Annotated in this window: 21 protein-coding genes and 2 tRNA genes; 12 read left to right on the top strand and 11 right to left on the bottom strand. The window is 67.0% G+C overall.

Translation table 11 applies throughout. The features are described from left to right. Positions 1-9 precede the first annotated feature (9 nt). From VH326_RS02190 to VH326_RS02200, 3 genes are read left to right on the top strand one after another with little or no spacing between them, the layout of a single operon-like run. Entirely contained in the window at positions 10-2,178 is a 2,169-nt protein-coding gene (locus VH326_RS02190; RefSeq protein ID WP_329630149.1) for a primosomal protein N', read from the top strand. Between the two features lie 42 nt (positions 2,179-2,220). Next, positions 2,221-3,768 carry a hypothetical protein gene (locus VH326_RS02195; protein ID WP_329630150.1) on the top strand — a complete coding sequence of 516 codons (1,548 nt, stop codon included), beginning with the start codon at positions 2,221-2,223 and terminating at the stop codon, positions 3,766-3,768. A 60-nt stretch (positions 3,769-3,828) separates the two neighbouring features. Continuing rightward, entirely contained in the window at positions 3,829-5,364 is a 1,536-nt protein-coding gene (locus VH326_RS02200; RefSeq protein ID WP_329630151.1) for a serine protease, read from the top strand. On the opposite strand, the gene VH326_RS02205 is transcribed toward VH326_RS02200, so the two are convergent. Then, a complete protein-coding gene (locus VH326_RS02205; protein ID WP_329630152.1) occupies positions 5,340-6,233 on the bottom strand; it encodes a type II CAAX endopeptidase family protein in 894 nt (297 codons plus the stop codon). The genes VH326_RS02200 and VH326_RS02205 overlap by 25 nt on opposite strands. 112 nt (positions 6,234-6,345) lie before the next feature. On the opposite strand from VH326_RS02205, the gene VH326_RS02210 reads away from it, so the two are divergent. Further along, a complete protein-coding gene (locus VH326_RS02210; protein WP_329630153.1) occupies positions 6,346-7,884 on the top strand; it encodes an alpha/beta hydrolase in 1,539 nt (512 codons plus the stop codon). Here the strand turns inward: VH326_RS02210 and VH326_RS02215 are convergent. Together VH326_RS02215 and ada are read right to left on the bottom strand one after the other, a co-directional pair. Next, positions 7,881-8,348, bottom strand: a complete 468-nt coding sequence (locus VH326_RS02215) for a DUF1203 domain-containing protein (protein ID WP_329630154.1) — start codon at positions 8,346-8,348, stop codon at positions 7,881-7,883. The genes VH326_RS02210 and VH326_RS02215 overlap by 4 nt on opposite strands. Further along, positions 8,348-9,382, bottom strand: a complete 1,035-nt coding sequence (gene ada, locus VH326_RS02220; RefSeq protein WP_329630155.1) for a bifunctional DNA-binding transcriptional regulator/O6-methylguanine-DNA methyltransferase Ada — start codon at positions 9,380-9,382, stop codon at positions 8,348-8,350. Before ada ends, VH326_RS02215 begins: the two co-directional genes overlap by 1 nt. 118 nt (positions 9,383-9,500) lie before the next feature. Here ada and VH326_RS02225 point away from each other — a divergent pair, with 118 nt between their 5' ends. Further along, positions 9,501-10,052 (top strand): hypothetical protein, encoded by a 552-nt coding sequence (locus VH326_RS02225; protein ID WP_329630156.1) that lies wholly within the window; start codon positions 9,501-9,503, stop codon positions 10,050-10,052. On the opposite strand, the gene VH326_RS02230 is transcribed toward VH326_RS02225, so the two are convergent. After that, a complete protein-coding gene (locus VH326_RS02230) occupies positions 10,053-10,559 on the bottom strand; it encodes a GNAT family N-acetyltransferase (protein WP_414714237.1) in 507 nt (168 codons plus the stop codon). It abuts the gene before it with no gap. Positions 10,560-10,579: 20 nt separating this feature from the next. Further along, a complete protein-coding gene (locus tag VH326_RS02235) occupies positions 10,580-11,020 on the bottom strand; it encodes a hypothetical protein (protein ID WP_329630157.1) in 441 nt (146 codons plus the stop codon). A 265-nt stretch (positions 11,021-11,285) separates the two neighbouring features. Here VH326_RS02235 and VH326_RS02240 point away from each other — a divergent pair, with 265 nt between their 5' ends. From VH326_RS02240 to VH326_RS02260, 5 genes are all read left to right on the top strand, one after another. Next, positions 11,286-11,873: a F0F1 ATP synthase subunit delta gene (locus VH326_RS02240; RefSeq protein ID WP_329630158.1), complete on the top strand. Its 588-nt coding sequence runs from the start codon at positions 11,286-11,288 to the stop codon at positions 11,871-11,873. Between the two features lie 11 nt (positions 11,874-11,884). Then, on the top strand, positions 11,885-13,414 hold the full coding sequence (gene atpA / locus VH326_RS02245) for a F0F1 ATP synthase subunit alpha (protein WP_329630159.1): 1,530 nt from the start codon (positions 11,885-11,887) through the stop codon (positions 13,412-13,414). A gap of 11 nt (positions 13,415-13,425) precedes the next feature. Further along, complete coding sequence (locus tag VH326_RS02250) at positions 13,426-14,298, top strand: F0F1 ATP synthase subunit gamma (RefSeq protein WP_329630160.1); 873 nt, start codon at positions 13,426-13,428, stop codon at positions 14,296-14,298. A gap of 24 nt (positions 14,299-14,322) precedes the next feature. Next, positions 14,323-15,852: a F0F1 ATP synthase subunit beta gene (gene atpD, locus VH326_RS02255; protein WP_329630161.1), complete on the top strand. Its 1,530-nt coding sequence runs from the start codon at positions 14,323-14,325 to the stop codon at positions 15,850-15,852. A gap of 132 nt (positions 15,853-15,984) precedes the next feature. Continuing rightward, the gene (locus tag VH326_RS02260) at positions 15,985-16,236 is read left to right on the top strand and encodes an ATP synthase F1 subunit epsilon (protein WP_329630162.1); all 252 of its coding nucleotides are present in this window, start codon (positions 15,985-15,987) and stop codon (positions 16,234-16,236) included. Positions 16,237-16,612: 376 nt separating this feature from the next. Here VH326_RS02260 and VH326_RS02265 read toward each other — a convergent pair. The 5 genes from VH326_RS02265 to VH326_RS02285 all read right to left on the bottom strand — a co-directional run bounded on the left by VH326_RS02265 (position 16,613) and on the right by VH326_RS02285 (position 19,716). Further along, positions 16,613-16,689, bottom strand: a tRNA-Arg gene (locus VH326_RS02265). A gap of 57 nt (positions 16,690-16,746) precedes the next feature. Next, the gene (locus VH326_RS02270) at positions 16,747-17,109 is read right to left on the bottom strand and encodes a hypothetical protein (RefSeq protein WP_329630163.1); all 363 of its coding nucleotides are present in this window, start codon (positions 17,107-17,109) and stop codon (positions 16,747-16,749) included. 2 nt (positions 17,110-17,111) lie between these two features. Further along, entirely contained in the window at positions 17,112-17,774 is a 663-nt protein-coding gene (gene nth / locus VH326_RS02275; protein WP_329630164.1) for an endonuclease III, read from the bottom strand. Beyond that, entirely contained in the window at positions 17,771-18,499 is a 729-nt protein-coding gene (dapB, locus tag VH326_RS02280; RefSeq protein WP_329630165.1) for a 4-hydroxy-tetrahydrodipicolinate reductase, read from the bottom strand. The genes nth and dapB overlap by 4 nt, the downstream gene beginning before the upstream one ends. Continuing rightward, positions 18,496-19,716: a hypothetical protein gene (locus VH326_RS02285; protein WP_329630166.1), complete on the bottom strand. Its 1,221-nt coding sequence runs from the start codon at positions 19,714-19,716 to the stop codon at positions 18,496-18,498. Before VH326_RS02285 ends, dapB begins: the two co-directional genes overlap by 4 nt. A gap of 119 nt (positions 19,717-19,835) precedes the next feature. Between VH326_RS02285 and VH326_RS02290 the strand changes: the two genes are divergently transcribed. Continuing rightward, positions 19,836-20,882, top strand: coding sequence for an ATP-dependent DNA ligase (locus VH326_RS02290; protein WP_329630167.1), 1,047 nt, complete (start codon positions 19,836-19,838; stop codon positions 20,880-20,882). A 108-nt stretch (positions 20,883-20,990) separates the two neighbouring features. Here the strand turns inward: VH326_RS02290 and VH326_RS02295 are convergent. Continuing rightward, a tRNA-Ser gene (locus VH326_RS02295) sits at positions 20,991-21,080 on the bottom strand. A 168-nt stretch (positions 21,081-21,248) separates the two neighbouring features. On the opposite strand from VH326_RS02295, the gene VH326_RS02300 reads away from it, so the two are divergent. Beyond that, positions 21,249-21,983 (top strand): DUF1134 domain-containing protein, encoded by a 735-nt coding sequence (locus tag VH326_RS02300; protein WP_329630168.1) that lies wholly within the window; start codon positions 21,249-21,251, stop codon positions 21,981-21,983. The last annotated feature ends 91 nt before the right edge of the window (positions 21,984-22,074 follow it).

Here is a 22,074-nt window from a genome sequence, read left to right on the forward strand (position 1 = left end):
CGGATGGGAATGTCCCGCGCTCGCGTCCTCGTCATGAACTCCGCGCTCGGCCCGCTCGATTACCGTGTCCCGCACGGGATGCATGTCGAGCCGGGGTCGCTGGTCGTCGCGCCACTTGGGCCGCGCCAGTTGCTCGGTGTGGTGTGGGAGCCCGAGCGGATGAAGTCCGATGCGGAGGTCGGCGACAATCGGTTGCGCAACCTGATGGGGGTGCTTCCGGTGCCGCCGCTGACCGAGCCGATGCGGCGGCTGATCGAGTGGACGTCGGACTATTACCTCGCGCCGCCAGCGTCGGTCGCGCGGATGGCGTTGCCCTCGTCCTCGGCGCTCGAAGGTGCGCGTACCGTCACCGAATATCGCGCGACGGGGGATGTGCCGGACCGCCTGACGCCGCAGCGCGCGCAGGCATTGGAGCGGATCGGCGATCGCCAGGGACTGGTCCGCGAACTGGCGCTGATCGCCGATGTCTCGGACGGCGTGATCCGCGGGCTGTGCAAGGTGCGCGCGATCGAGGCAGTCGAGGTCGATATCGACAGCCCGTTTCCGGTGCCCGATCCCGATCACGACGTTCCCGTGCTATCGCCCGAGCAGCAGGCGGCGGCGGATGCGCTAGTCGCCGACGTCGACGCGCACGCGTTTCACCCCACCCTGCTCGATGGAGTCACCGGATCGGGCAAGACCGAAGTCTATTTCGAGGCGATCGCAGCGGCGATCCGCGCCGGGCGCCAGACGCTCGTCCTGCTTCCCGAGATCGCGCTGACCGAGCCGTTCCTCCAGCGATTCACCGCGCGCTTCGGGTGCGAGCCGGTCGCCTGGCATTCGGGCCTGCGCCAGTCGCAGCGCCGCCGCGCGTGGCGCGCAATCGCGACCGGGCAGGCGTTGGTCACGGTCGGCGCGCGCTCGGCGCTGTTCCTGCCCTACGGCAATCTCGGGCTGATCGTGGTCGACGAGGCTCACGAGACCAGCTTCAAGCAGGAAGAGGGCGTCCATTACCACGCGCGCGACGTCGCGGTGATGCGGGCGAAGTTCGAAGGGCTGCCGGTGGTGATGGCCACCGCCACCCCGGCGATCGAGACTCGCCAGCAGGTCGAGATCGGCAATTATGCCAAACTCAAGCTGCCCGGCCGCTATGGCGCAGCGCAGATGCCGGCAATCGAGGCGATCGATCTGCTCAAGGATTCGCCCGATCGCGGCCGCTGGATCGCGCCCAGGCTAGTCGCCGCGATCGACGAAACGCTGGCGCGCGGCGAGCAGGCTTTGCTGTTCCTCAACCGCCGCGGCTACGCGCCGCTGACGCTGTGCCGGGCGTGCGGGCACCGCTTCCAATGCCCCAATTGCACCGCTTGGATGGTCGAGCACCGCCTCGTGCGCCGGCTGTCGTGCCACCATTGCGGGCACATCATGCCGACGCCGCGTGAATGTCCCGAATGTCATGCCGAGGATTCGCTGGTCGCATGCGGGCCGGGCGTCGAGCGGATTGCCGACGAAGCGGCATTGCTGTGGCCCGAGGCCAAGACGGCGATCGTAACGAGCGACACAATCTGGTCGCCTGCCAAGGCCGCGGAATTCGTCAACCGCATGGAAGCGGGCGAGATCGACATCGTCATCGGCACGCAACTCGTCACCAAGGGCTATCACTTCCCCAACCTGACGCTGGTCGGGGTGATCGACGCCGATCTCGGGCTGGGCGGCGGCGATTTGCGCGCGGCGGAACGGACGTTCCAGCAGATCATGCAGGTCGCCGGGCGCGCGGGGCGCGGCGAGAAGCCAGGCCAGGTCTATATCCAGACGCACGATCCCTCGGCACCGGTAATGGCCGCTTTGGTCTCAGGCGACGCCGAAACCTTCACCGCCGCGGAGACCGAGGCGCGCCGCGAAGCCGGCGCCCCGCCGTTCGGCCGCTACGCCGCGATCGTCGTCAGTTCCGAGGACCAATCGGCGGCGCACGAAATCGCGCAACTCGTCGGCCGCACCGCGCCCCGCATCGACGGGATGGAAGTGTACGGCCCGGCTCCCGCCCCGCTCGCAATGCTGCGCGGTCGCCACCGCTATCGCCTGCTCGTCCACGCTCGCCGCGCGCTCGACGTGCAGGACGTCATTCGCGACTGGCTGGGTAGCCTCGACTGGCCCAGCAAGGTCCGCGTGATCGTCGACATCGATCCCTATAGCTTTGTCTGACGCGGGCGATAAACTGGTCTCAATTCAATCTTGGGGCACCCGATGATCCGCAAACTCTTACTGTCCGCCGCCGCAATCGTGGCATCGCCCGGCGTCGCACATGCCGACTGGTATCAAGCGAGTTCGAAGCATTTCGTCGTCTATGCGGACGACAGGGCCGACCATCTCAAGGCCTATACCGAACGGCTCGAACGGTTCGATCAGGCGATCCGTTACTGGCACCATACGCCCGAAGACAAACGCGGCCCATCGGCACGCGTCACCATTTTCGTGCTCAGCGACATCGATGCGGTTCAAAAGATCTATGGCAAGGGCGCGAGCGTGGCTGGTTTTTACGATCCGCGCGCGAGTGGGTCGGTCGCTTTTACCCCTCGCAGCGCGGGTGAGGGCGGCGACTATGGGTTGAGCGCCCAGGCAATCCTGTTTCACGAATACACCCACCACTTCATGCTGACGAATTGGACGGACGCGGCGTTTCCGCCGTGGCTGACCGAAGGGTTCGCGGAGCTTCACGCGACCGCGCTGATCAAGCCGGATGGCAGCGTCCAGTTCGGGGCGGTGCCGCTCTATCGGCAATGGACGATCTCGCGCTCCAACCTGTTGCCTGCCGCACAATTGCTCCAGCCCTATCCCGGCAAGCTCGACGAAGAGAGCCGCGATGCGCTTTACGCGCGTGGCTGGCTGCTGACGCACTACCTCACCTTCGACCCCGAGCGGCGCAAGCAACTCGCCGCCTATGTCGTCGCGATCAATTCGGGAAAATCGACGGAGGAAGCGGCGAAAGCCTTTGGCAAGCTCAGCGAACTCGACGGCAAGATGGACGCCTGGTTATCGCGCAAGAACCTGCCGATCAACACGATCAACGGATCGGAATTGAAAATCGGGCCGATCGACGTCCGCCCGCTCACGCCGGCCGAAGCGGCGACGATGCCCGCGCTGATCGCGTCCGAGCGTGGCGTCGACGAAAAGACCGCGCCGGCGGTTGCCGACCTGGCACGACGGCTGGCGGCACCGTTCCCCAACGATCCGGCGGCGCAGAACGAACTGGCCGAGGCCGAGTTCGACGCCAAGAATTACGACGCCTCCCAGGCCGCGGCCGACCGGGCGCTCGCCGCCGATCCCAAATCGGTCCATGCGCTGATGTACAAAGGGATGGCGCTGCAGGCGATGCTGGTCCGAGACAAGGTCACCGACAAGGATCGCTGGGCCGCGGCGCGGCGCTGGTACCTCTCGGCCAACAAGGTCGATACCGAAGCGCCCGAACCGTTGGTGCTGTTCTACTCCAGCTTCGTAGAGGCCAAGGAAACGCCGACCGAGAACGCCGAGAACGGCCTGCTCTACGCGTATCAGCTGGCCCCTTATGATCCGGGCGTGCGGTTGCAGGCGGCGACGGTGCTGCTCGGCCGCGATCAGGAAAAGGCGGCGCGGATCGCACTCTACCCGGTTGCCTACAACATCGAGGAGGCTGGCCCTGCGAAGCTTGCGCAAGCCGCGCTCAAGGCGCTCGACTCAGGCGATAAAACGGCCGCGATCAAGGCGCTGACCGAGCCCGATGTGAAGGATAAAAAAGGCGACCAGAAGAAGAACTGATCGGCGGATGGCCGCACGGGCCCCTGTAAACGCCGCGCTGAATCTGCCATGGCGCGGCGGATGACTAAAATCCGGCTCTGGGCGATGGCGGCGGTGGCCGCGCTGGCCAGCATCATGCTCGCGACGCCCGTCGCCGCCGACGACGTCGCCGCGACCGCGCGCAGCGTGGTGCGTGTCGTCACGATCGCGATCGTCGATCAGGAAGTGGTCGGGTTCGGCCACGGATCGGGCATCGCGGTCGGGCCCAACCGCATCGTCACCAACGCGCATGTCGTCGAGCTCGCGCAGCAATATCCGGACAATGTCGTGATCGGCGTGGTGCCGTCCGAAGGAAGCAAGTCATACCAGGCGCGAGTCGTCGCGATCGACGCCAAGCGCGACCTCGCGCTGCTGGAGATCACCGGCGCGCGCATTCCGCCGGCGACGCTGTATTCTGGCCCGCTCGACGACAGTATCGGGCTGGTGTCGCTCGGCTATCCCGGCAATGTCGACGTCGCCAGCGCGCAGTCGGCGGCCGACTACATCAAGCCGCTGGCGCCGGTACGGTCCGAAGGGTCGCTGTCCGCAACGCGATCGGTCTCGGGCGTCAACGTGCTACTCCACACCGCGAGCATCTCGCGCGGCAATTCGGGCGGGCCGGTGATCGATCATTGCGGCCGCGTCCTCGGGGTCAATTCGGCGATCACGCGCGGCGAGGAAGGCGACGCCAACTTCGCCTTCGCGATCAGCGAGCCCGAGCTTGCCGCTTTCCTTCGCCAAGCCAAGCAGCCGTTCGCAGGGGTGTCGAACCCGTGCATGAGCCTGGAGGCACGGATGAGCGCCGACCAGGCCGCCGACCGCGCCGCCAGTGAGACCGCCGCCGCGGCGAAGCGCGACGCCGCGTCGGAAAGCGCGCAGGCGCGGGCCCAGGCCACCGAGCAAGCGCAACTCGACGCCGAGCGCGCCGGGCAGAACGTTATGGCGATCGCCGCATTGCTGCTCGTGCTGGGCGCGCTCGCGGTCGGCGGCGGCGGGCTGCTCTATGCAAAGGGCAAGCAGCGCGAGGCGGTATGGGCCGCGGCGGGCGGCGGCGTGCTGATGCTTGCCGCGGTCATCATCTTCGTGCTGCGGCCCGGCGACCGGCCGACGGCGGCGGCCGGATACGACGTCCCTACGGCCGGGTCGACCCCCGCCACAGCCGCCGAACGCCCGCTCGGCAAGATGGTCTGCACATTCGTTCCCGACCGCAGCCGGGTCACCGTGTCGAACGGTTCGGCAGTCAACCTCGATTGGGGCCAGGACGGGTGCATGAACGACCGCACGCAATATGCCGATGACAGCGGCAAATGGGTGCGCGTGCTGGTGCCTGGCGACGAGCAGACCGTATCGGTGCTCGAATTCGATCCAGCGACGCGAACCTATGTCGACTATCGCTATTTCCTGAGCGCTACTCAGATGGATGCAGCGCGCAAGCTCCGCGCGCAGATCCCGCTCAAGCAATGCTCGGCCGACGCGCAGGCACGCGCGCAGCTCGGCACCCAGCAACAATCGATCCGTGCGGCGCTGCCGCCCAATTACAACGAGAAGCTGGTCTATTCCTGCGCGCCGGCGGACTGACGGTTGCGTACCCAGGACGGCGCGATAAATCGCCCGCGCCGCCACGCGATATAGAGCAGCACCAGCCCGAACGCGGTCGCGATGACGATCGCGGGCGGCGAGGCTTCAGCCCCGAACGCGCCGCCGGTCAGCAGCTCCGAACCGCGGATGTCGGGGCGGATCAGGCCATCCATCGCGCCACCCGACACCGGAATGCCGTAGATGCCGCCTTGCGCGAAGTTCCACGCCGCGTGCACCCCGATCGCCGCCCATAACCGCCGCGTGATCATGTAGATCGCAGCCAGCATGATCCCCGCCTCGAGCATGATCGCGACCCCCGCAAGCAAGGTCGCGTTGGGATTGCCGAGATGAAGCGCGCCGAACAAGGCCGCCGACAGCGCCAGCGCCGCCCAGCTGCCCAGCCATTTCTCGGTGAGCCGAAAGAACCACCCGCGCAGCATGATTTCCTCGGTGAACCCCGACACGATCGATATTCCCAGGACCGGGATCAGGACGCTGGCATCGTGATAGCCGATCACGCGATAGCCCCCGAACGCCGCGATCACCGCCACCACCGTGGAGAACAGTACCAGCCCGATCGCGAGCCCCGCGCCGAGCTCCGTCGCCGCCCCGCGCAGCGCAAATTCGCGAACCGGTCGTCCTTCGACCACCAGGCAGAACGCAGCGTAAACCCCGACGAAGATCGCCGCGGAGACGATCGCGACGATCAGCGATGCGATGTTGCCCTTGTGCGGCCCGACTGCCGAATTGACTAAGGTCGCCAGAAACCCCGCGAGGAATGCAGCGAAGATCGCCAGTACGAGCAACGTTGCCGGATAGCGCACGATCCGGCGAAAGGTGCCGGCTGGTCTGGCTTCTTCTTCTTCCATGTCAGGCTCTCCCACGTCGCCAGCCTAGCTCGTACAGTGTATGATGCAAGCAAGGCAGTTGCGGCGGCGCGGCGCATCGGCGATGGCTGATCGGACGCCGGAGGAGATTGCGATGATCAGGACGCTCGGATTGCTTGGTTTCGCGCTGCTGCTCGGGGCGGCATCGCCCGCGCCCTGGCGCATGGCGGTCCCAGTGACGGTGGCGGCGTCGCTCGGCGATCACCAGTCGGGGCGCCTCATCGTTTTCATCGAGCGCGTCGCGCCTCGCGCCAAGCCGTCCGACTCGGTCGATTTCGACCCGTTCCGCCCGACCGGCGCGACGATCGCCGCGCGCGAAGTGGCCGACCTCCGCCCCAGCCGGGCGGCAACGGTCGACGCCGATACCGATGTCTTCCCCGCCCCGGTCTCCACGCTCGCGCCCGGCCGGTACCGCGTCCAGGCGGTGCTCGATCGCAACCACGATTATGCGTATAGCGGGCGCGGGGCGGGCGATCTGGTATCGCCGGTCGTCACCGTCACCTTGCCCGGTGCGATCCCGACGGTGACGCTCGACCGGGTCATTCCCGCTGCCCAACCCGCGCCGAGCGCCGATCTCGCGCAATATTATTCGCTGGTTCGCCCGATCGAGTTCCAGAGCAACGCAATGACGGCGTTCCGCGGGGTTCCGACCTTCATCCGCGGGTGGGTCGCGCTGCCGCCCGGCTATGACGGCAAGGCGCGCTTCCCGACGGTTTATTCGGACGGCGGGTTCGGCAGCTCGCTGGGGTCGGCCAAGCACGGCGCGGCGAGCATGGCCAAGCTGATGGCGGACGGAAAAGCGCCGCCGATGATCTGGATCTATCTCGATCACGCCGGCGGCACCGGCACGCACGAATTCGCCGATTCGGCTAATAACGGACCGTGGGGAACGGCGCTCACCAGCGAGTTGATCCCATCACTCGAACGGGATTACCGGATGGACGCGCGCCCGTCGGGCCGGTTCCTGACCGGGCACAGCTCGGGCGGCTGGTCGACCTTGTGGCTCCAGGTCCGCTATCCCAAGATCTTCGGCGGCAGCTGGCCGACCTCACCCGATCCCAGCGACTTCCACGACTTCACCAACGTCGATCTCTACGCGCCCGGTGCCAATTTTTACGCAGGAGCCGACGGCAAACCCTATCCGCTGATCCGCGATCACGGGAAGGTGATCGCAAGCCTCGCCGACTTCGCACGAAGCGAAGCGGTGATGGGCGCCTATGGCGGACAGATCGCGTCGTTCGAATGGGTGTTCTCGCCGCGCGGAATCGACGGTCGGCCGGTGCCCCTGTTCGACCGCGCGACCGGGCGGATCGACCCGGCGGTGGTCGCCTACTGGCATGACAATTACGACATCGCCAACATCGTCCCGCGCGACTGGCCGACGCTCAAGCCCGACCTCGACGGCAAGATCCATCTGACCGTCGGCACCGCCGACACCTTCTACCTCGACGGTCCGGCGCATCGCCTCGAAGCGGTGATGCGGTCACTGGGTGCGAAAACCGACTTCCGCTACCTTCCCGGCAAGACCCATTTCGACCTGTACGAGCGCGGCGGCGACAAGCAGGCTCTGCTCAAGGACATTGCGTGGGAGATGTACGCGGTGGCGCGGCCGGGGTCGAAGCGGCCGAGTTAGGCGCGGTCGATCCGCGCGGAGAAGCAGCCCGGTCGCGCGTTGTAGGCGTGGAGGTATGCGACCGACGGGTCGTCCAGCCACGGCTCTATCAGGCCGTCGAGCTCGGTGCCCTCGATCACGTCGCCTTTGAGCAGCATGCCGTCCCCGCCGAACGCGCGGAGCGCGAGCAGCCGGCTCGACAGTTGGAGCGGGACCGCATCGCAATATTCGGCGGCGGCTTCCGCGCCCTCGCGGACATAGATCGCGTACGATCCGCGATAGGGGCTATCGACCGCCAGATGCTCGTAATTGAGCAGGATCAGGTCGTCGCCGACTGCGGCGTCCTCCAGCGTCACGCGGCACGGAAAGCCCGGCCTGGTGTCGGCACGACGGCGAACTGCGCCATGTTGGGCGAGTTCGGCATCGCTCATCCCGAACAGCGGCTTGAACGGCGCGGGGTCGAGCCCGCGGATGACATAGCCCATCACTTCGCTCCTTCGCGCGCCAGCAGCGCCACCTTGCGCTCGACACCATAAGCGTAACCGCCGATCGATCCGTCGCTGCGCTGCGCGCGGTGGCAGGGGACGACCACCGCGACATGGTTGGCGCCGCACGCCGACCCCACCGCACGCACGGCCTTGGGATTGCCCGCCGCCGCTGCGAGTTCGGCATAGCTGCGAGTCTCGCCAGCGGGGATCGCGCGCAATGCCTGCCAAACCGCTTCCTGAAACGCGGTGCCCTGCACGTCGATCGGCAAGTCATGGTCGCGATCGGGCGATTCGACCGTCGCCACCACGCGCGCGGCGAGCTCCGCCAGCGCCGCGCCGCCGGAGACGATTTCGGCTTTCGGAAAATGCCGCGCGAGCGCCAGCGCGTCCTCATCGAAAGCGACCCGGCACAGCCCCTTGTCGGTCGCGGCGATCAGCAGCTTGCCCAGGCTGGTGTCGGCAATCGTCCATCGCACTGTCACCCCAGCGCCGCCCTTGCGCCAAGCGCTCGGCGTCATCCCGAGCCGCTTGGCACCGCTGTCGTAGAACCGGCTAGGCGCCGAATAGCCCGCTTCGTAGATCGCACCGGTAACGGTGGCTTCGTCCTTGAGCGCCATGGCGACGCGAGTCGCGCGCAAGCCTCGCGCATAGGCTGCCGGAGTCACGCCCGTGGCGCGCTTGAACAAACGGTGGAAATGATGCGGCGCGTAGCCGACTTCGGCCGCCAGTTGCTCGAGCGAAATCGCCTCTTCGGCAGCTTCGATCAACGCGACCGCGTTCGCCACCGCAATCCGGTCGCGGCCCACCTCATCGGGCTTGCAGCGCAGGCACGCGCGATATCCAGCCGCGCGCGCTTCGGCGGCGTCGCGATAGAAGGTCACGTTCTCGCGCTTAGGGTGCCGCGCCGGGCAGCTTGGCTTGCAATAGATGCCGGTGGTGCGGACCGCGCCGACGAAACGTCCGTCGCTGGCGCGGTCGCGGGCGGAGAATGCGGCCCATGCCGCCTCCTGGTCGATTAGTGTGTCGGTCATCATGGGACCTAGTTAGGATTCCAGGCGGCGGTGCGCGTCCCGGCTCTTGCGGCCAAAGCCTGTTGACCCGCCACGTCGAATATCACACCTTTTTCTCACGACAACGGGGGAAGGCGCAATGCTCGGACCAGTCTCGCTCGCGCTCGCCTTTTTGCTCCAGGCGGCACCTCCGACCGATCCGTGCGCGACACCCAGCGCTTGCCGTAAGGTCGATTCGGTTCGTGTACAGAATCCCGATGGCAAGCAAGTCGAACTCCCGGTCAACGCCACCCTCCCGTGGGTGACGCGGGACAATCTGTTGCTGCTCCCCGGCGACTGGATCGTGATCAAGCTCATCGACCGCGACGGCGATCTGATGCCGCAACTGGTCCGGGCGGGCACCGGCGGTGACGCGCCGAAGCCGGGCGATGGCGAAATCCGAATCGTGGTGCATGCCTATGAGGCCGGCAACCTGATCATGGAGGTACTTAGCCGCCGCACCGAGACGCTCGATTACGCCGCTGCGATGGTCACGCCCAAGGGACCCGAACGAACCAGCGTCTGCTCGCTGAATCCCGGCGTGACGGTGTTCGAATCGTGGCACCAGCCGATCCGTCAGCTCGCGCTGTGGAGTTTCCGCCCGACCACCGAACCGGGCTGCAAGACGCTCGACTTCCCCAAGAAGAAGTGATCAGCCAGTCGGCCTCGGCCGATCGATCGCATAGACGACGTGCGTCGCCGGCCTACCCGCCATGTGCGCGTGATGAAGTCGCGAGGTCAGCCGACCACCGATCTTCTCGACCGCTTTCCGCGAACGGATGTTGGTGTCGCCGACCAGCAGGATGACTCGATCGACGCTCTGAAAGGCATGATCGAGCATCAGCGCCTTCATCTCGCCGTTATAGCGCCCGCCCCAATATCGCCGCGCGAGGAAGCTCCAGCCGATCTCGACCTCGCCCGGCTCGGCACGCTCGAGATCGTAGCGCGAGCTGCCGATCACCTCGCCCGTCGCGCGGTCGGTCGCCACCAGCATCCCGCCCGAGGCGAGCCCGTCGGCGAAGAATTTGCGGAACACCGGCTCCTGCCAGCGGTCGTGCGCGGGATGGACCTCCCAGATCAGCGGATCGCTCGCGACCGCGAACAGCGCGTCGAAATCGTCTGGCGCCGCCGGGCGCAGCGCGATCAGCTCGCCGGCCAAATGCGGCTGGCGGTCCAGCGTCAGAGCACCATCAGGATCGCGGGCACGACGATCCCCGCCACCAGCACGATCGTCGCGGTGCGCCGCGTCGAACGCGTGCCGAGCGCTACCGCCAACCCGATCATGGTCGTGACGAACAGGCCGAGCGCGGTGAGCAGCGCGAATATCTTGAGCGGGACGAACGCTTCATGATCATGGTCGTCGCCATCGGGGCCGCCGGGCGGACGCGCAGGCGCGCTGGCGGGTTTGGCGGGCGCGGCCGGGCGCGGCTTGGGCGCCACCTGCTTCTTGTGGATTCCCGCGATCCACGACACCCAGGCCGGCGGCGCTGGATTGCGCTGGTCCTGCCAGCCGAGCACCTGGATGAACCCGCTGAACGTGTAGAACAACACCGCCGGGGCCAGGAACACGCCGATATAACGGTGCCAGCGGCGAAGGTTGAGGAGGGTGGAACCGGTCATGGCACCGTTTATGCCAGCGCCGCGCGAGGAGGCAAGCTTATTGCCGCCACCTCGTCGGCGACAACCGGCATCCTTCCTGGCGAGTCCCGCCTCATCGCAGGAGCCCCACGTCACCCCCGCGACGGATACCGCCCGCTGCGCCGGGTCAAGCGGGTTGCATCCCCCGCCCCCCTTTGCTAACCGCCGCCAACCCATCCGAGGGCGGCTCAGGGCTGCCCTCTTTTCGTGTGGGGCAACATTACCTTTTCAAGAGGACCTTCATCGCGTGGAGTCATCCGGCGGTATTCAAGCGAGTTTAGGCGGGCGCTACGCGACTGCGTTGTTCGAGCTCGCGCGCGACGCAAAGGCGATCGACGGCGTCGAGGCGAGCTTGGCGACGGTACGCCAGGCGCTGACCGATTCGCCCGAGTTCAAGGCGCTGACCACCAGTCCGCTGCTCGGCCGAGTCGATGCGGCAAAGGGCATCGCGGCCGTCGCGGGAGTACTGCAGCTCGATGCGACCACCACGTCGTTCCTGGGCGTGCTCGCGCACAACCGGCGTTTGAACCAGCTGCCCGCGATCATCCGCGCGTTCCGCGGGCTCGCGTCGCTGCATCGCGGCGAGACCACTGCCGAAGTCACCTCGGCGCATCCGCTGTCGGACGCGCAGGTCGGCGAGTTGAAGCAACAACTCCGCCAGCGGATCGGCCGCGACGTCGCGGTCGAGCTCAACGTCGACAAGGATTTGCTGGGCGGGCTCGTCGTCCGCATCGGCTCGCAGATGATCGATTCGTCGATCCGCACTCGTTTGAACTCCCTCGCGCACAAAATGAAAACGGCTGACGGCGAAATGGCCGTCGGCATGAAAGGCTGAAGGCTCTACACATGGACATCCGCGCCGCAGAAATCTCCAAGGTCATCAAGGACCAGATCGCCAATTTCGGCACCGAGGCCGAGGTCTCGGAAACCGGCCAGGTGCTGTCGGTCGGCGACGGCATCGCGCGCATCCACGGGCTCGACAACGTTCAGGCGGGCGAAATGGTCGAGTTCTCGAACGGCGTGCAGGGCATGGCGCTCAACCTCGAGGCCGATAACGTCGGCGTCGTGATCTTCGGCTCGGACGCCGAGATCAAGGAAGGCGACACCGTCAAGCGCACCGGCACGATCGTCGACGTCCCCGTCGGCAAGGGTCTGCTCGGCCGCGTCGTCGATGGCCTCGGCAACCCGATCGACGGCAAGGGGCCCATCGTCGCCGAGAAGCGCAGCCGAGTCGAAGTCAAGGCGCCGGGTATCATCCCGCGCCAGTCGGTGTTCGAGCCGATGCAGTCGGGGCTCAAGGCGATCGACGCGCTCGTCCCGGTCGGCCGCGGCCAGCGCGAGCTAATCATCGGCGATCGCCAGACCGGCAAGTCGGCGGTCGCGATCGACGCCTTCATTAACCAGAAGGGCGTCAACGCCGGCGACGACGAGTCGAAGAAGCTGTATTGCGTCTATGTCGCGATCGGCCAGAAGCGCTCGACGGTGGCTCAGCTGGTCAAGACGCTGACCGAGAACGGCGCGATGGACTATTCGATCGTGGTCGCCGCGACCGCGTCGGAACCGGCCCCGCTGCAGTTCCTGGCGCCGTACACCGGCACCGCGATGGGCGAATATTTCCGCGACAACGGAATGCACGCGCTGATCGTGTTCGACGATCTGTCGAAGCAGGCGGTGGCGTACCGCCAGATGTCGCTGCTGCTGCGCCGCCCTCCGGGCCGCGAAGCCTATCCCGGCGACGTGTTCTACCTCCACTCGCGCCTGCTCGAGCGTGCCGCCAAGATGTCGGACGCGATGGGCGGCGGATCGCTGACCGCGCTGCCGATCATCGAGACTCAGGCGGGCGACGTGTCGGCGTACATCCCGACCAACGTGATCTCGATCACCGACGGCCAGATCTTCCTCGAAACCGACCTGTTCTTCGCGGGCATCCGCCCGGCGATCAACGTCGGTCTGTCGGTGTCGCGCGTCGGCTCGGCCGCGCAGACCAAGGCGATGAAGAAGGTGTCGGGCTCGATCAAGCTCGAGCTCGCCCAGTATCGCGAGATGGCGGCGTTCGCGCAGTTCGGTTCGGACCTCGACGCTTCGACGCAGAAGCTGCTCAACCGCGGCGCGCGCCTGACCGAGCTGCTCAAGCAGCCGCAGTTCAGCCCGCTGCCGTTCGAGGAGCAGACGGCTTCGATCTTCGCCGGCACGCAAGGCTATCTCGACACGGTGCCGGTCGAGGCGGTGGTGCGGTACGAAGCGGCGATGCTCGCCGAGCTTCGCGCCAACCACAAGGACGTGCTCAAGGCGATCCGCGATTCGAAGGACCTCAAGGACGACGTCCGCGATCAGCTCAAGGCAGCGCTCGACGCGTTCGCCAAGACTTTCGCCTGAACGGATAGAAAATGGCGAGCCTGAAGGCCCTCAAGATTCGCATCGGCTCGGTCAAGTCGACGCAGAAGATCACCAAGGCGATGAAGATGGTCGCCGCCGCGAAGCTGCGCCGTGCGCAGGAAGCGGCCGAGGCCGGTCGTCCGTACGCGCAGCGGATCGAAGCAGTCGTCGCCAGCCTGGCGTCGCAGATTACGGTCGGGCCGCAAACGCCCAAGCTGCTCGCGGGCACCGGCCGCGACCAGGTTCATCTGTTCGTCGTCGCGACCAGCGACAAGGGGCTGGCCGGCGCGTTCAACACCAACATTGCGCGGCTCGCGCGGCGTCGCGCGGCGGAATTGATTGCCGATGGCAAGACGGTGAAATTCTACACGATCGGCAAGAAGGGCCGCGCGGTGCTCAACCGCCTGTACCCCAAGGACTTCATCCACTCGATCGAGCCGGGCGCGCTCGACAAGCTCGTCTTCGCCGACGCGCGCGGCTATGCCGATGACCTGATCGCGCGCTACGAAGCGGGCGAGTTCGACGTCGCGCACCTGTTCTTCTCGAATTTCAAGTCGGTGCTGACTCAGGAGCCGACCGAGCAGCAACTGATCCCGGTCGCGATTCCGGCCGCGTCGAACGTGACGCTCTCTCCCGCCGATTACGAGCCCGATGAGGAAGAAATCCTCACCGAGCTGCTGCCGCGCAACGTCGCGGTCCAGCTGTTCCGCGCGATGCGCGAAAATGCCGCGTCGGAGCAGGGATCGAAGATGACCGCGATGGACAACGCCACGCGCAACGCCGGCGACCTGATCAACCGTCTGACGATCCAGTACAACCGCAGCCGCCAGGCCGCGATCACCACCGAATTGGTGGAAATCATCTCGGGCGCCGAAGCGCTCTAAATCGTTCGAACCAAGGAAGAAAAGATGGCCACCGCAGCCCCCACCGCCGACAAGCCCGCCCGCAAACCGCGCGCGACCAAGCCGACCAGCGACGCGCCGACCGCGACGGCCAAGGCGACCACCAACAATGTCGGCGTCATCAGCCAGGTGATCGGCGCAGTGGTCGACGTGAGCTTTCCGGACAACCTCCCGGCGATCCTCTCGGCGCTCGAGACCGACAATAACGGCAACCGCCTGGTGCTCGAAGTCGCGCAGCATCTCGGCGAGAACACCGTCCGCACGATCGCGATGGATTCGACCGAAGGCCTGACTCGCGGCCAGAACGTCACCGACACCGGCTCGCAGATTCGCGTTCCCGTGGGCCCCAAGACGCTCGGCCGGATCCTCAACGTCATCGGCGAGCCGATCGACGAGCGCGGCCCCGTCGGCGCGACCGAAACCGCGCCGATCCATGCCGCAGCGCCGCTGTTCGTCGACCAGTCGACCGAAAGCTCGATCCTCGTCACCGGGATCAAGGTCATCGACTTGCTCGCGCCGTACGCCAAGGGCGGCAAGATTGGCCTGTTCGGCGGCGCCGGCGTCGGCAAGACCGTGCTGATCCAGGAACTGATCAACAACATCGCCAAGGGCCATGGCGGCACCAGCGTGTTCGCCGGCGTCGGCGAGCGCACGCGTGAGGGCAACGACCTCTATCACGAATTCCTCGACGCGGGCGTCATCGCCAAGGACGCCGACGGCAACGCGATCAGCGAAGGATCGAAGGTCGCATTGGTCTACGGCCAGATGAACGAGCCTCCAGGCGCGCGCGCGCGTGTCGCGCTGTCGGGGCTGACGATCGCCGAATATTTCCGCGACGTCGAAGGCCAGGACGTTTTGTTCTTCGTCGACAACATCTTCCGCTTCACGCAAGCCGGCGCCGAAGTGTCGGCACTGCTCGGCCGCATTCCATCGGCGGTGGGCTATCAGCCGACTTTGTCGACCGACATGGGCGCGCTGCAGGAGCGCATCACCTCGACGAACAAGGGCTCGATCACGTCGGTGCAGGCGGTGTACGTCCCCGCGGACGACTTGACCGACCCGGCGCCGGCGACGTCGTTCGCCCACTTGGACGCGACCACCGTGCTCAACCGTGCGATTTCGGAACTCGGCATCTATCCGGCGGTCGATCCGCTCGATTCGACCAGCCGCGTGCTGGAGCCGCGCATCGTCGGCCAGGAGCATTACGACACGGCGCGCGCGGTCCAGTCGATCCTCCAGAAGTACAAGTCGCTGCAGGACATCATTGCGATCCTCGGCATGGACGAGCTCAGCGAAGAGGATAAGCTGACCGTCAGCCGCGCTCGCAAGATCCAGCGCTTCCTCAGCCAGCCGTTCCACGTCGCCGAGGTGTTCACCAACATCCCCGGCAAGTTCGTCGCGGTCGAGGATACGGTGAAATCGTTCAAGGCGGTGGTCGACGGCGAATACGACCACTTGCCCGAAGCCGCCTTCTACATGGTCGGCGGCATCGACGAAGCCATTGCCAAGGCGGAAAAGATGGCGGCTGAGGCGTAACGTACTTTCTCCCCTCCCGCTTGCGGGAGGGGTCGGGGGTGGGCAACCCGCTCACCACCGACCGTAGCGCTCGGGGATAGCGCGAGCCCACCCCCAGCCCCTCCCGCAAGCGGGAGGGGAGTGAGAACCCAAATGCTGCACTTCGAACTCGTCACCCCCGAAAAGCTTCTCCTCTCGGAGGAAGTCCATATGGTCGTCGTGCCCGGCACCGAGGGCGATTTCGGCGTGCTCGAAGGGCATGCCCCAGTCATGTCGACGATTCGCGACGGCGACCTCGCGATCTACCGGACCGACAGGGGCGAGCCAGAATTGCTCCCGATCCAGGGCGGGTTTGCGGAAGTCTCGGCGACGGGCTTGACGGTATTGGCCGAACAGGCCGGCTGACCGGCTACTGCACTCGGCGACAGCTCCAGCGCACCGGCTAGCTGCCGTCGGCCATCGCGATCTCCGCGCCGAGCACCGACCCGTCCTTCCAGTACCGGATCCGCTGCGGGTATCGTGCGCCGGGTTGGCAAACACGATCTCGCCCGCGGTCTGCGACGCCATCTCGAAGGGCACCCGTACGCGGCCTTCGCGGGGGGCGCGTCGATTTGGCCAGGATGACACCGGCCGCGCGGTCTGTGGTATTTCGCCAATCTATCCAGCGACTTAGTTGGAGGCGCCGCGGCGAGGCCGCGTCGTCGGACGGGTATTGCCCGCCGGCCGCGCTTGTTCGCGTGGAGCGCGGCACGCGGCACGCGCTCACTCGCAAACGGCGCGATGGCGCACCCGACAGGATTCGAACCTGTGGCCTCTGCCTTCGGAGGGCAGCGCTCTATCCAGCTGAGCTACGGGTGCCTGGGCGACGCGCCTAGCAAAGCCTCCGCGCGGGCGCCAGCGATTCTCTTGGGCGCGCTATTTCGCCAGCGTCACCGGCTGAAACTTGCCGAGCCCGCACGTCGCGCCGCGGCCGCCAGTCGATTGCAGCACGGTGATGAGGTCGGTCGAGCATAATTGCCCGGTCGAGGCCGAATAGCTGAACCGCTCCTCCAACCCCAAGCTCGGGCACGCGCCATCGAGCGTGTTGCGATACACGCGCTTGCCCGACATTTCGAAGTCGATCACCTGGTCGCTGCGGACGTGAGTCTCGCGGATCTGGTTGAGCTGGATGCAATCGACGGGCGGCCCTGCGGGGATGGCGGCGGGCGCGGCCTGGTCGCGAGCGGCGACCGGCGCGGCAATGGCGATGGCAGCGATCGTGAGGATCAGGGTACGCATGGTCATTCTCCCGGGGGCGTCCAGTTCTTCGGCGGCGGTGTCTTGGGCTTGAACGCGCAAAGATCGACGACGACGCATCGCCAGCATTCGGGGGTGCGCGCCTTGCACGTATAGCGGCCGTGCAGGATCAGCCAGTGATGCGCGTGGAGGCGAAACGGCTGGGGCACGACCTTGTCGAGCTTCAGTTCGACGTCGAGCGGGGTCTTGCCGCGCGCAAGCCCGGTGCGATTGCACACGCGAAAGATGTGCGTGTCGACCGCGAAGGTCTCGTGGCCGAAGGCGGAATTGAGCACGACGTTGGCGGTCTTGCGGCCGACCCCCGGCAATGCCTCGAGCGCGGCGCGGTTGTCGGGGACCTCGCCGGCATGGTCGCGAACCAGCGCCTCGGACAGCGCGATCACGTTCCTCGCCTTGGTATTGTTGAAATTGATGCTCTGGATCGCAGCCCGCAGCCGGTCGTGGCCAAGCGCCAGCATCTGTTGCGGCGTCTTCACGTCGGCGAACAGCGGGCGAGTCGCCTTGTTCACCCCGACGTCGGTCATCTGCGCGGACAGCGTGACCGCGACGAGCAACTGGTAGGCGTTGCCGTATTCGAGCTCGGTTTCGGGGTGCGGATTGTCGGCGGCGAGGCGGTGGAAGAACTCGACCACGTTCGGTTGCTTCACAACCCCAGCACCTCCGGCATCGTGTAGCGCCCGGCGGGCTGCCCCGTGAGCCACAAAGCCGCGCGCACCGCGCCGCGCGCGAAGATTTCGCGGCTTTCGGCACGGTGGGTGAGCTCGATCCGCTCGCCCGGCCCGGCGAAGATCACTTGATGGTCGCCCGCGATCGACCCGCCGCGGATCGAGGCGAAGCCGATCGTCCCCTCCGCGCGCGCGCCGACCAGCCCCGCCCGGTCGACCACCTTCAAATCGTTGAGCCGCGCGCCGCGCCCTTGCGCTGCCGCTTCCCCGAGCAGCAATGCGGTGCCCGACGGCGCGTCGACCTTGTGGCGATGGTGCACCTCGATGATCTCGATGTCCCAGTCGCTGCCCAATCGCTCGGCGGCGTCGGCGACGAGCCGAGCGAGCAAAGTGACGCCGAGCGAGGTCGTGTTGGTCTGCAATACCGCGATCCGCGCCGCGGCGTTGTCGATCAGCGCCTGGTGCTGCGCGCCGAGCCCGGTGGTGCCGACCAGGATCGGCGTCCCCGCCTCGGTCGCCGCCGTCAGGTTCGCTTCGAGTGCCGAGGGGGCGGTGAAGTCGACCAGCACGTTGGACCGCTTCGCCAACGCCAGCGGATCGCCCCCGGCATCGACTCCGCCCGCGATGCTCGCGCCGAGGTCGCCCGCGATCGTCGCGATCGCGCGACCCATTCGCCCTTCGCTGCCGAGAATGCCGATCGCCGTCATGGCGCCCCCCTTGCATCAATCGGCGGCGGTGCAACAGGGGTCGCGCCACCCATCACCAGCGACCAGCCCTTGGGTAGATAATCGACCGACATGTAGAAATAGAACATGCACGCAGCCCCGTGATAGGTCGCGCCCTTCAATATCCCCATCGCGGTCGTGCCGATGAAGACCGGCGATCCGCTGTCGCCGCCCTTGCAGGTCGGCCCAGCCACCGTCACCCAAGTGGGTAGGCACGCGCCGCCGCACAGATCTCCGGCGGGCGCGAAGTCGGTCAAGTCGACCGTCGAGCAGCTATAGCCGGTGCGCTCGCCACGATGGCAGACGAAGTCGCCCGCCCGCGTCTCGTCGCGGGTGCGCTGCCCGGTCACCGGGCGCTCGATCGTCTTCGCGGTGTCGGCGTAGAACAATCCGGGCAGCGGCTCGCTCGCGACATTGATCTGGACGTCCTGATACCCCCAGCCCCATTGCCCGACGAACGACAGCGGCGTCGCGATGCGCTGCGGGTCGATATAGTCCATCTGGTCGAGGCAATGCGCCGCGGTCGCGATTCCGTAGCGCGTGCCGTCGGTGACGGTGAAGCCGGTCGTGCAAAGGTAGCGCTTGCCGTCGGCGGGATCGACGCCCTCGATCCGCGATCCGCCCGCGGGCGATAGATTGACGTCGACCTGATCGAGCACGCGCAGCCGCACCGGCACGCCGGCAATGGCTTCCAGCCTGGCGCGGAGCGCTTCGCGGCCCGCGGCTGCGGCGGTCGCGGTGGGGACGATCACCACCAGTTCGCCAGTGCGCGGATCAAGGCCCATGGCGGGCGGGCTCGGCAACGCCGCGCGGATCGCCGCCTGGTGATACGTCATCGCCCAGATCACGCGGTCGCGCGTCGCCTTGGCGCCGGTCTTGAATATGATCGGCAGCGTCATGCCGCCGACGGTGAGGTTCTCGGTCGGCACGGGCGTATCGCCGGTCAGGTAGACGAGGATGCGCAAGCTCGGGCGATGCTCGATCGAAATGCCCGCGAGCCGATCGCGATAGGTGTCGCCGATCCGGTCGGTAGCCGAGACGCTTTCTGCCAGCGCGCGTAGCCGCCGCTCGGCCTCGTCCTGCGGCACGCCGAACAGCTTGGCGTATTCGGTGGCATCCTGTGACAGCGCTTCGGACGGGGTCTGGATGTGTGGCGCGGTCGTCTCGACCTGCGCCGCCGCCGGGAGAGCAATGAGCAAAGCGAGCCACGCCCCAATGCACGCGCAAAATCTAAGCCGCTTCATGCCGCCACTATATCGGGTCAACATGAACCTGACAGTATCGGAACGCCTCCGCGCGCGCCTTCGTTAGTCCAGGCATGGCCCGATCGACCGACCCGCTGCAAGCCGCGCTGACCGCGCCGATCGCGCCGATGGAAGCGCGATTGGTGTCGGCGCTACCCGACGAGCCCGGCTGGCAATACGAACCCAAATGGGACGGTTTCCGCGCAATTGTGGTGCGGCGCGACGACGAGCTGGTGCTCTGGTCGAAATCGGGCAAGCCGCTCGACCGCTATTTCCCGGAATTGCGCACCGCTTTTCTCGGACTCGGCGAGAAACGCTTCGTGCTCGACGGCGAGATTGTCGTGCCGGTCGGCAGCCGGCTGTCGTTCGGCGCGCTCCAGGCGCGGCTGCATCCCGCGGCATCGCGAGTCGAGCGCCTGTCGCATGAAACGCCGGCGCAGATCGTGCTGTTCGATCTGCTCCATCGCAGCGCCGATGCGTTCGGCCACCGCCCCCTCACCGACCGTCGCGCCGAGCTCGAAGCGTTCCACGCCAGGAACGCCACGGCTGCGATCCGCCTGTCGCCCGCCAGCGCCGACGTGGTGCAGGCGCGCGCGTGGCTCGCGGAAGCCGGCGGTGCGCTCGACGGCGTGATCGCGAAACCGCTCGACCAGTCCTATCGCACAGGCGAGCGCGCGATGGCCAAGGTCAAGCAACGCCGCACCGCCGACTGCATCGTCGCGGGGTTCCGCGAAACGACCGACGGCACCGGCGTGGCGTCGCTATTGCTCGGCCTGTTCAACGATCACGGCGAGATCGACCATGTCGGGTTCACCTCGGGGATGCCCGCTGGCGAGCGCAAGCGGCTGCTCGGCAGATTGCGCCCGGTCGTCGGGCCGCCCGGCTTCACCGGCCGAGCGCCGGGCGGGCCCTGCCGGTGGAACAACGGCGAGGAGAAACCCTGGTTTCCGCTGCGCACCGAACTGGTGGTTGAGGTCGGCTACGACCAGGTCACCGACGGCCGCTTTCGCCATGGCACCACGCTGGTGCGGTGGCGACCCGACAAACGGCCCGACCAATGCACGACCGAGCAATTGCAGCGCGAGTTGAGCCCGGCCGAGATGCGGGCGCTGTTGGCGTGAGGGCGCGCCGCAGAAGTAAATTCCGCGTCGTCGGATGTCGCCTTGCGACACCGGCCGCGCTGGCGCCTCTCCGATTTAACTCGGTTAAATCGTGATGGCGCGGCGCTGTGGCGGAGACGGAGGGATTCGAACCCTCGGTACGGTTTCCCGTACGACGCTTTAGCAAAGCGTTGGTTTCAGCCACTCACCCACGTCTCCACGAAAGCGGCGAAGCGCGGCCTATAGCGAGGGGGGCGGGGGCGATCAACCGGCGGTTTCCGACTCGCTTGGGCGCGAAATCGACTCGCATCGTCGTGCCGTTCATTGCCGGGCAAGCCCGACTGGCCTCTACTCCGGAACAGTAACCGAGTTGGGGGGAGCGCGACCATGCGCCGTTTGATGACCACGATCGCGCTGGCGCTGGCGGCGCTGGCCGTGCCGGTGACGGCGCAAGTGACGACGATCGACCCCAACGCGGCGATCGACGGCGACCTCAAGCGCCCGCGACCCCAGCCAGCGCCATCCGCGCCCGCCCCGCTTGCCGCCGACGAAGGCCGCGCGCCGCAAGATGCCCCGCCGCGCGCGCCGGACGATCAGGTCGCGACGGCGCCCGCGCCCGACGTGCCGCCGACCCGCGGGCCCACCTATGACAAGGGCGACGTGCTCGGCGCGGCCGAGGGCGTGTTCGGGCGCGGCGCCAAGGGCTTGGCCGAGATCATCGAGAAGATCCTCGCCAAGCAAGGCCGTCCCAACGCCTATATCGTCGGCCGCGAGGGGTCGGGCGCGTTCATCGTCGGCGCGCGCTACGGCTCGGGAACGCTGTTCCACAAGGTTGCGGGCGAGCAGAAAATCTATTGGCGCGGCCCGTCGGTGGGGTTCGACGTGGGCGGCGATGCGAGCAAGGTCTTCATGCTCGTCTACAACCTGTACGACACTGAGGACGCGTACAAACTGTTCCCGGGCGGCGAGGGCCGGCTGTTCTTCATCGGCGGGTTCTCTGCCACCTATCTGCGCCGCGGCGACGTCGTGATCATCCCGGTGCGGCTCGGCGTCGGCTGGCGCGCGGGCATCAACGCCGGGTACGTGAAGTTCCGCCACAAGGGGAAATGGCTGCCGTTTTAGGGCGCAGCGCCGGGCGGCGTCAGCCGGCCCGACCAGCGCAAGCCCGGCCGCCGCGGCTAGGCCGCGTCCGACGACGCGGCCTAGCCGCGGC

It is taken from the genome of Sphingomonas sp. (assembly GCF_036269755.1).
Taxonomy (GTDB): Bacteria; Pseudomonadota; Alphaproteobacteria; order Sphingomonadales; family Sphingomonadaceae; genus Sphingomonas.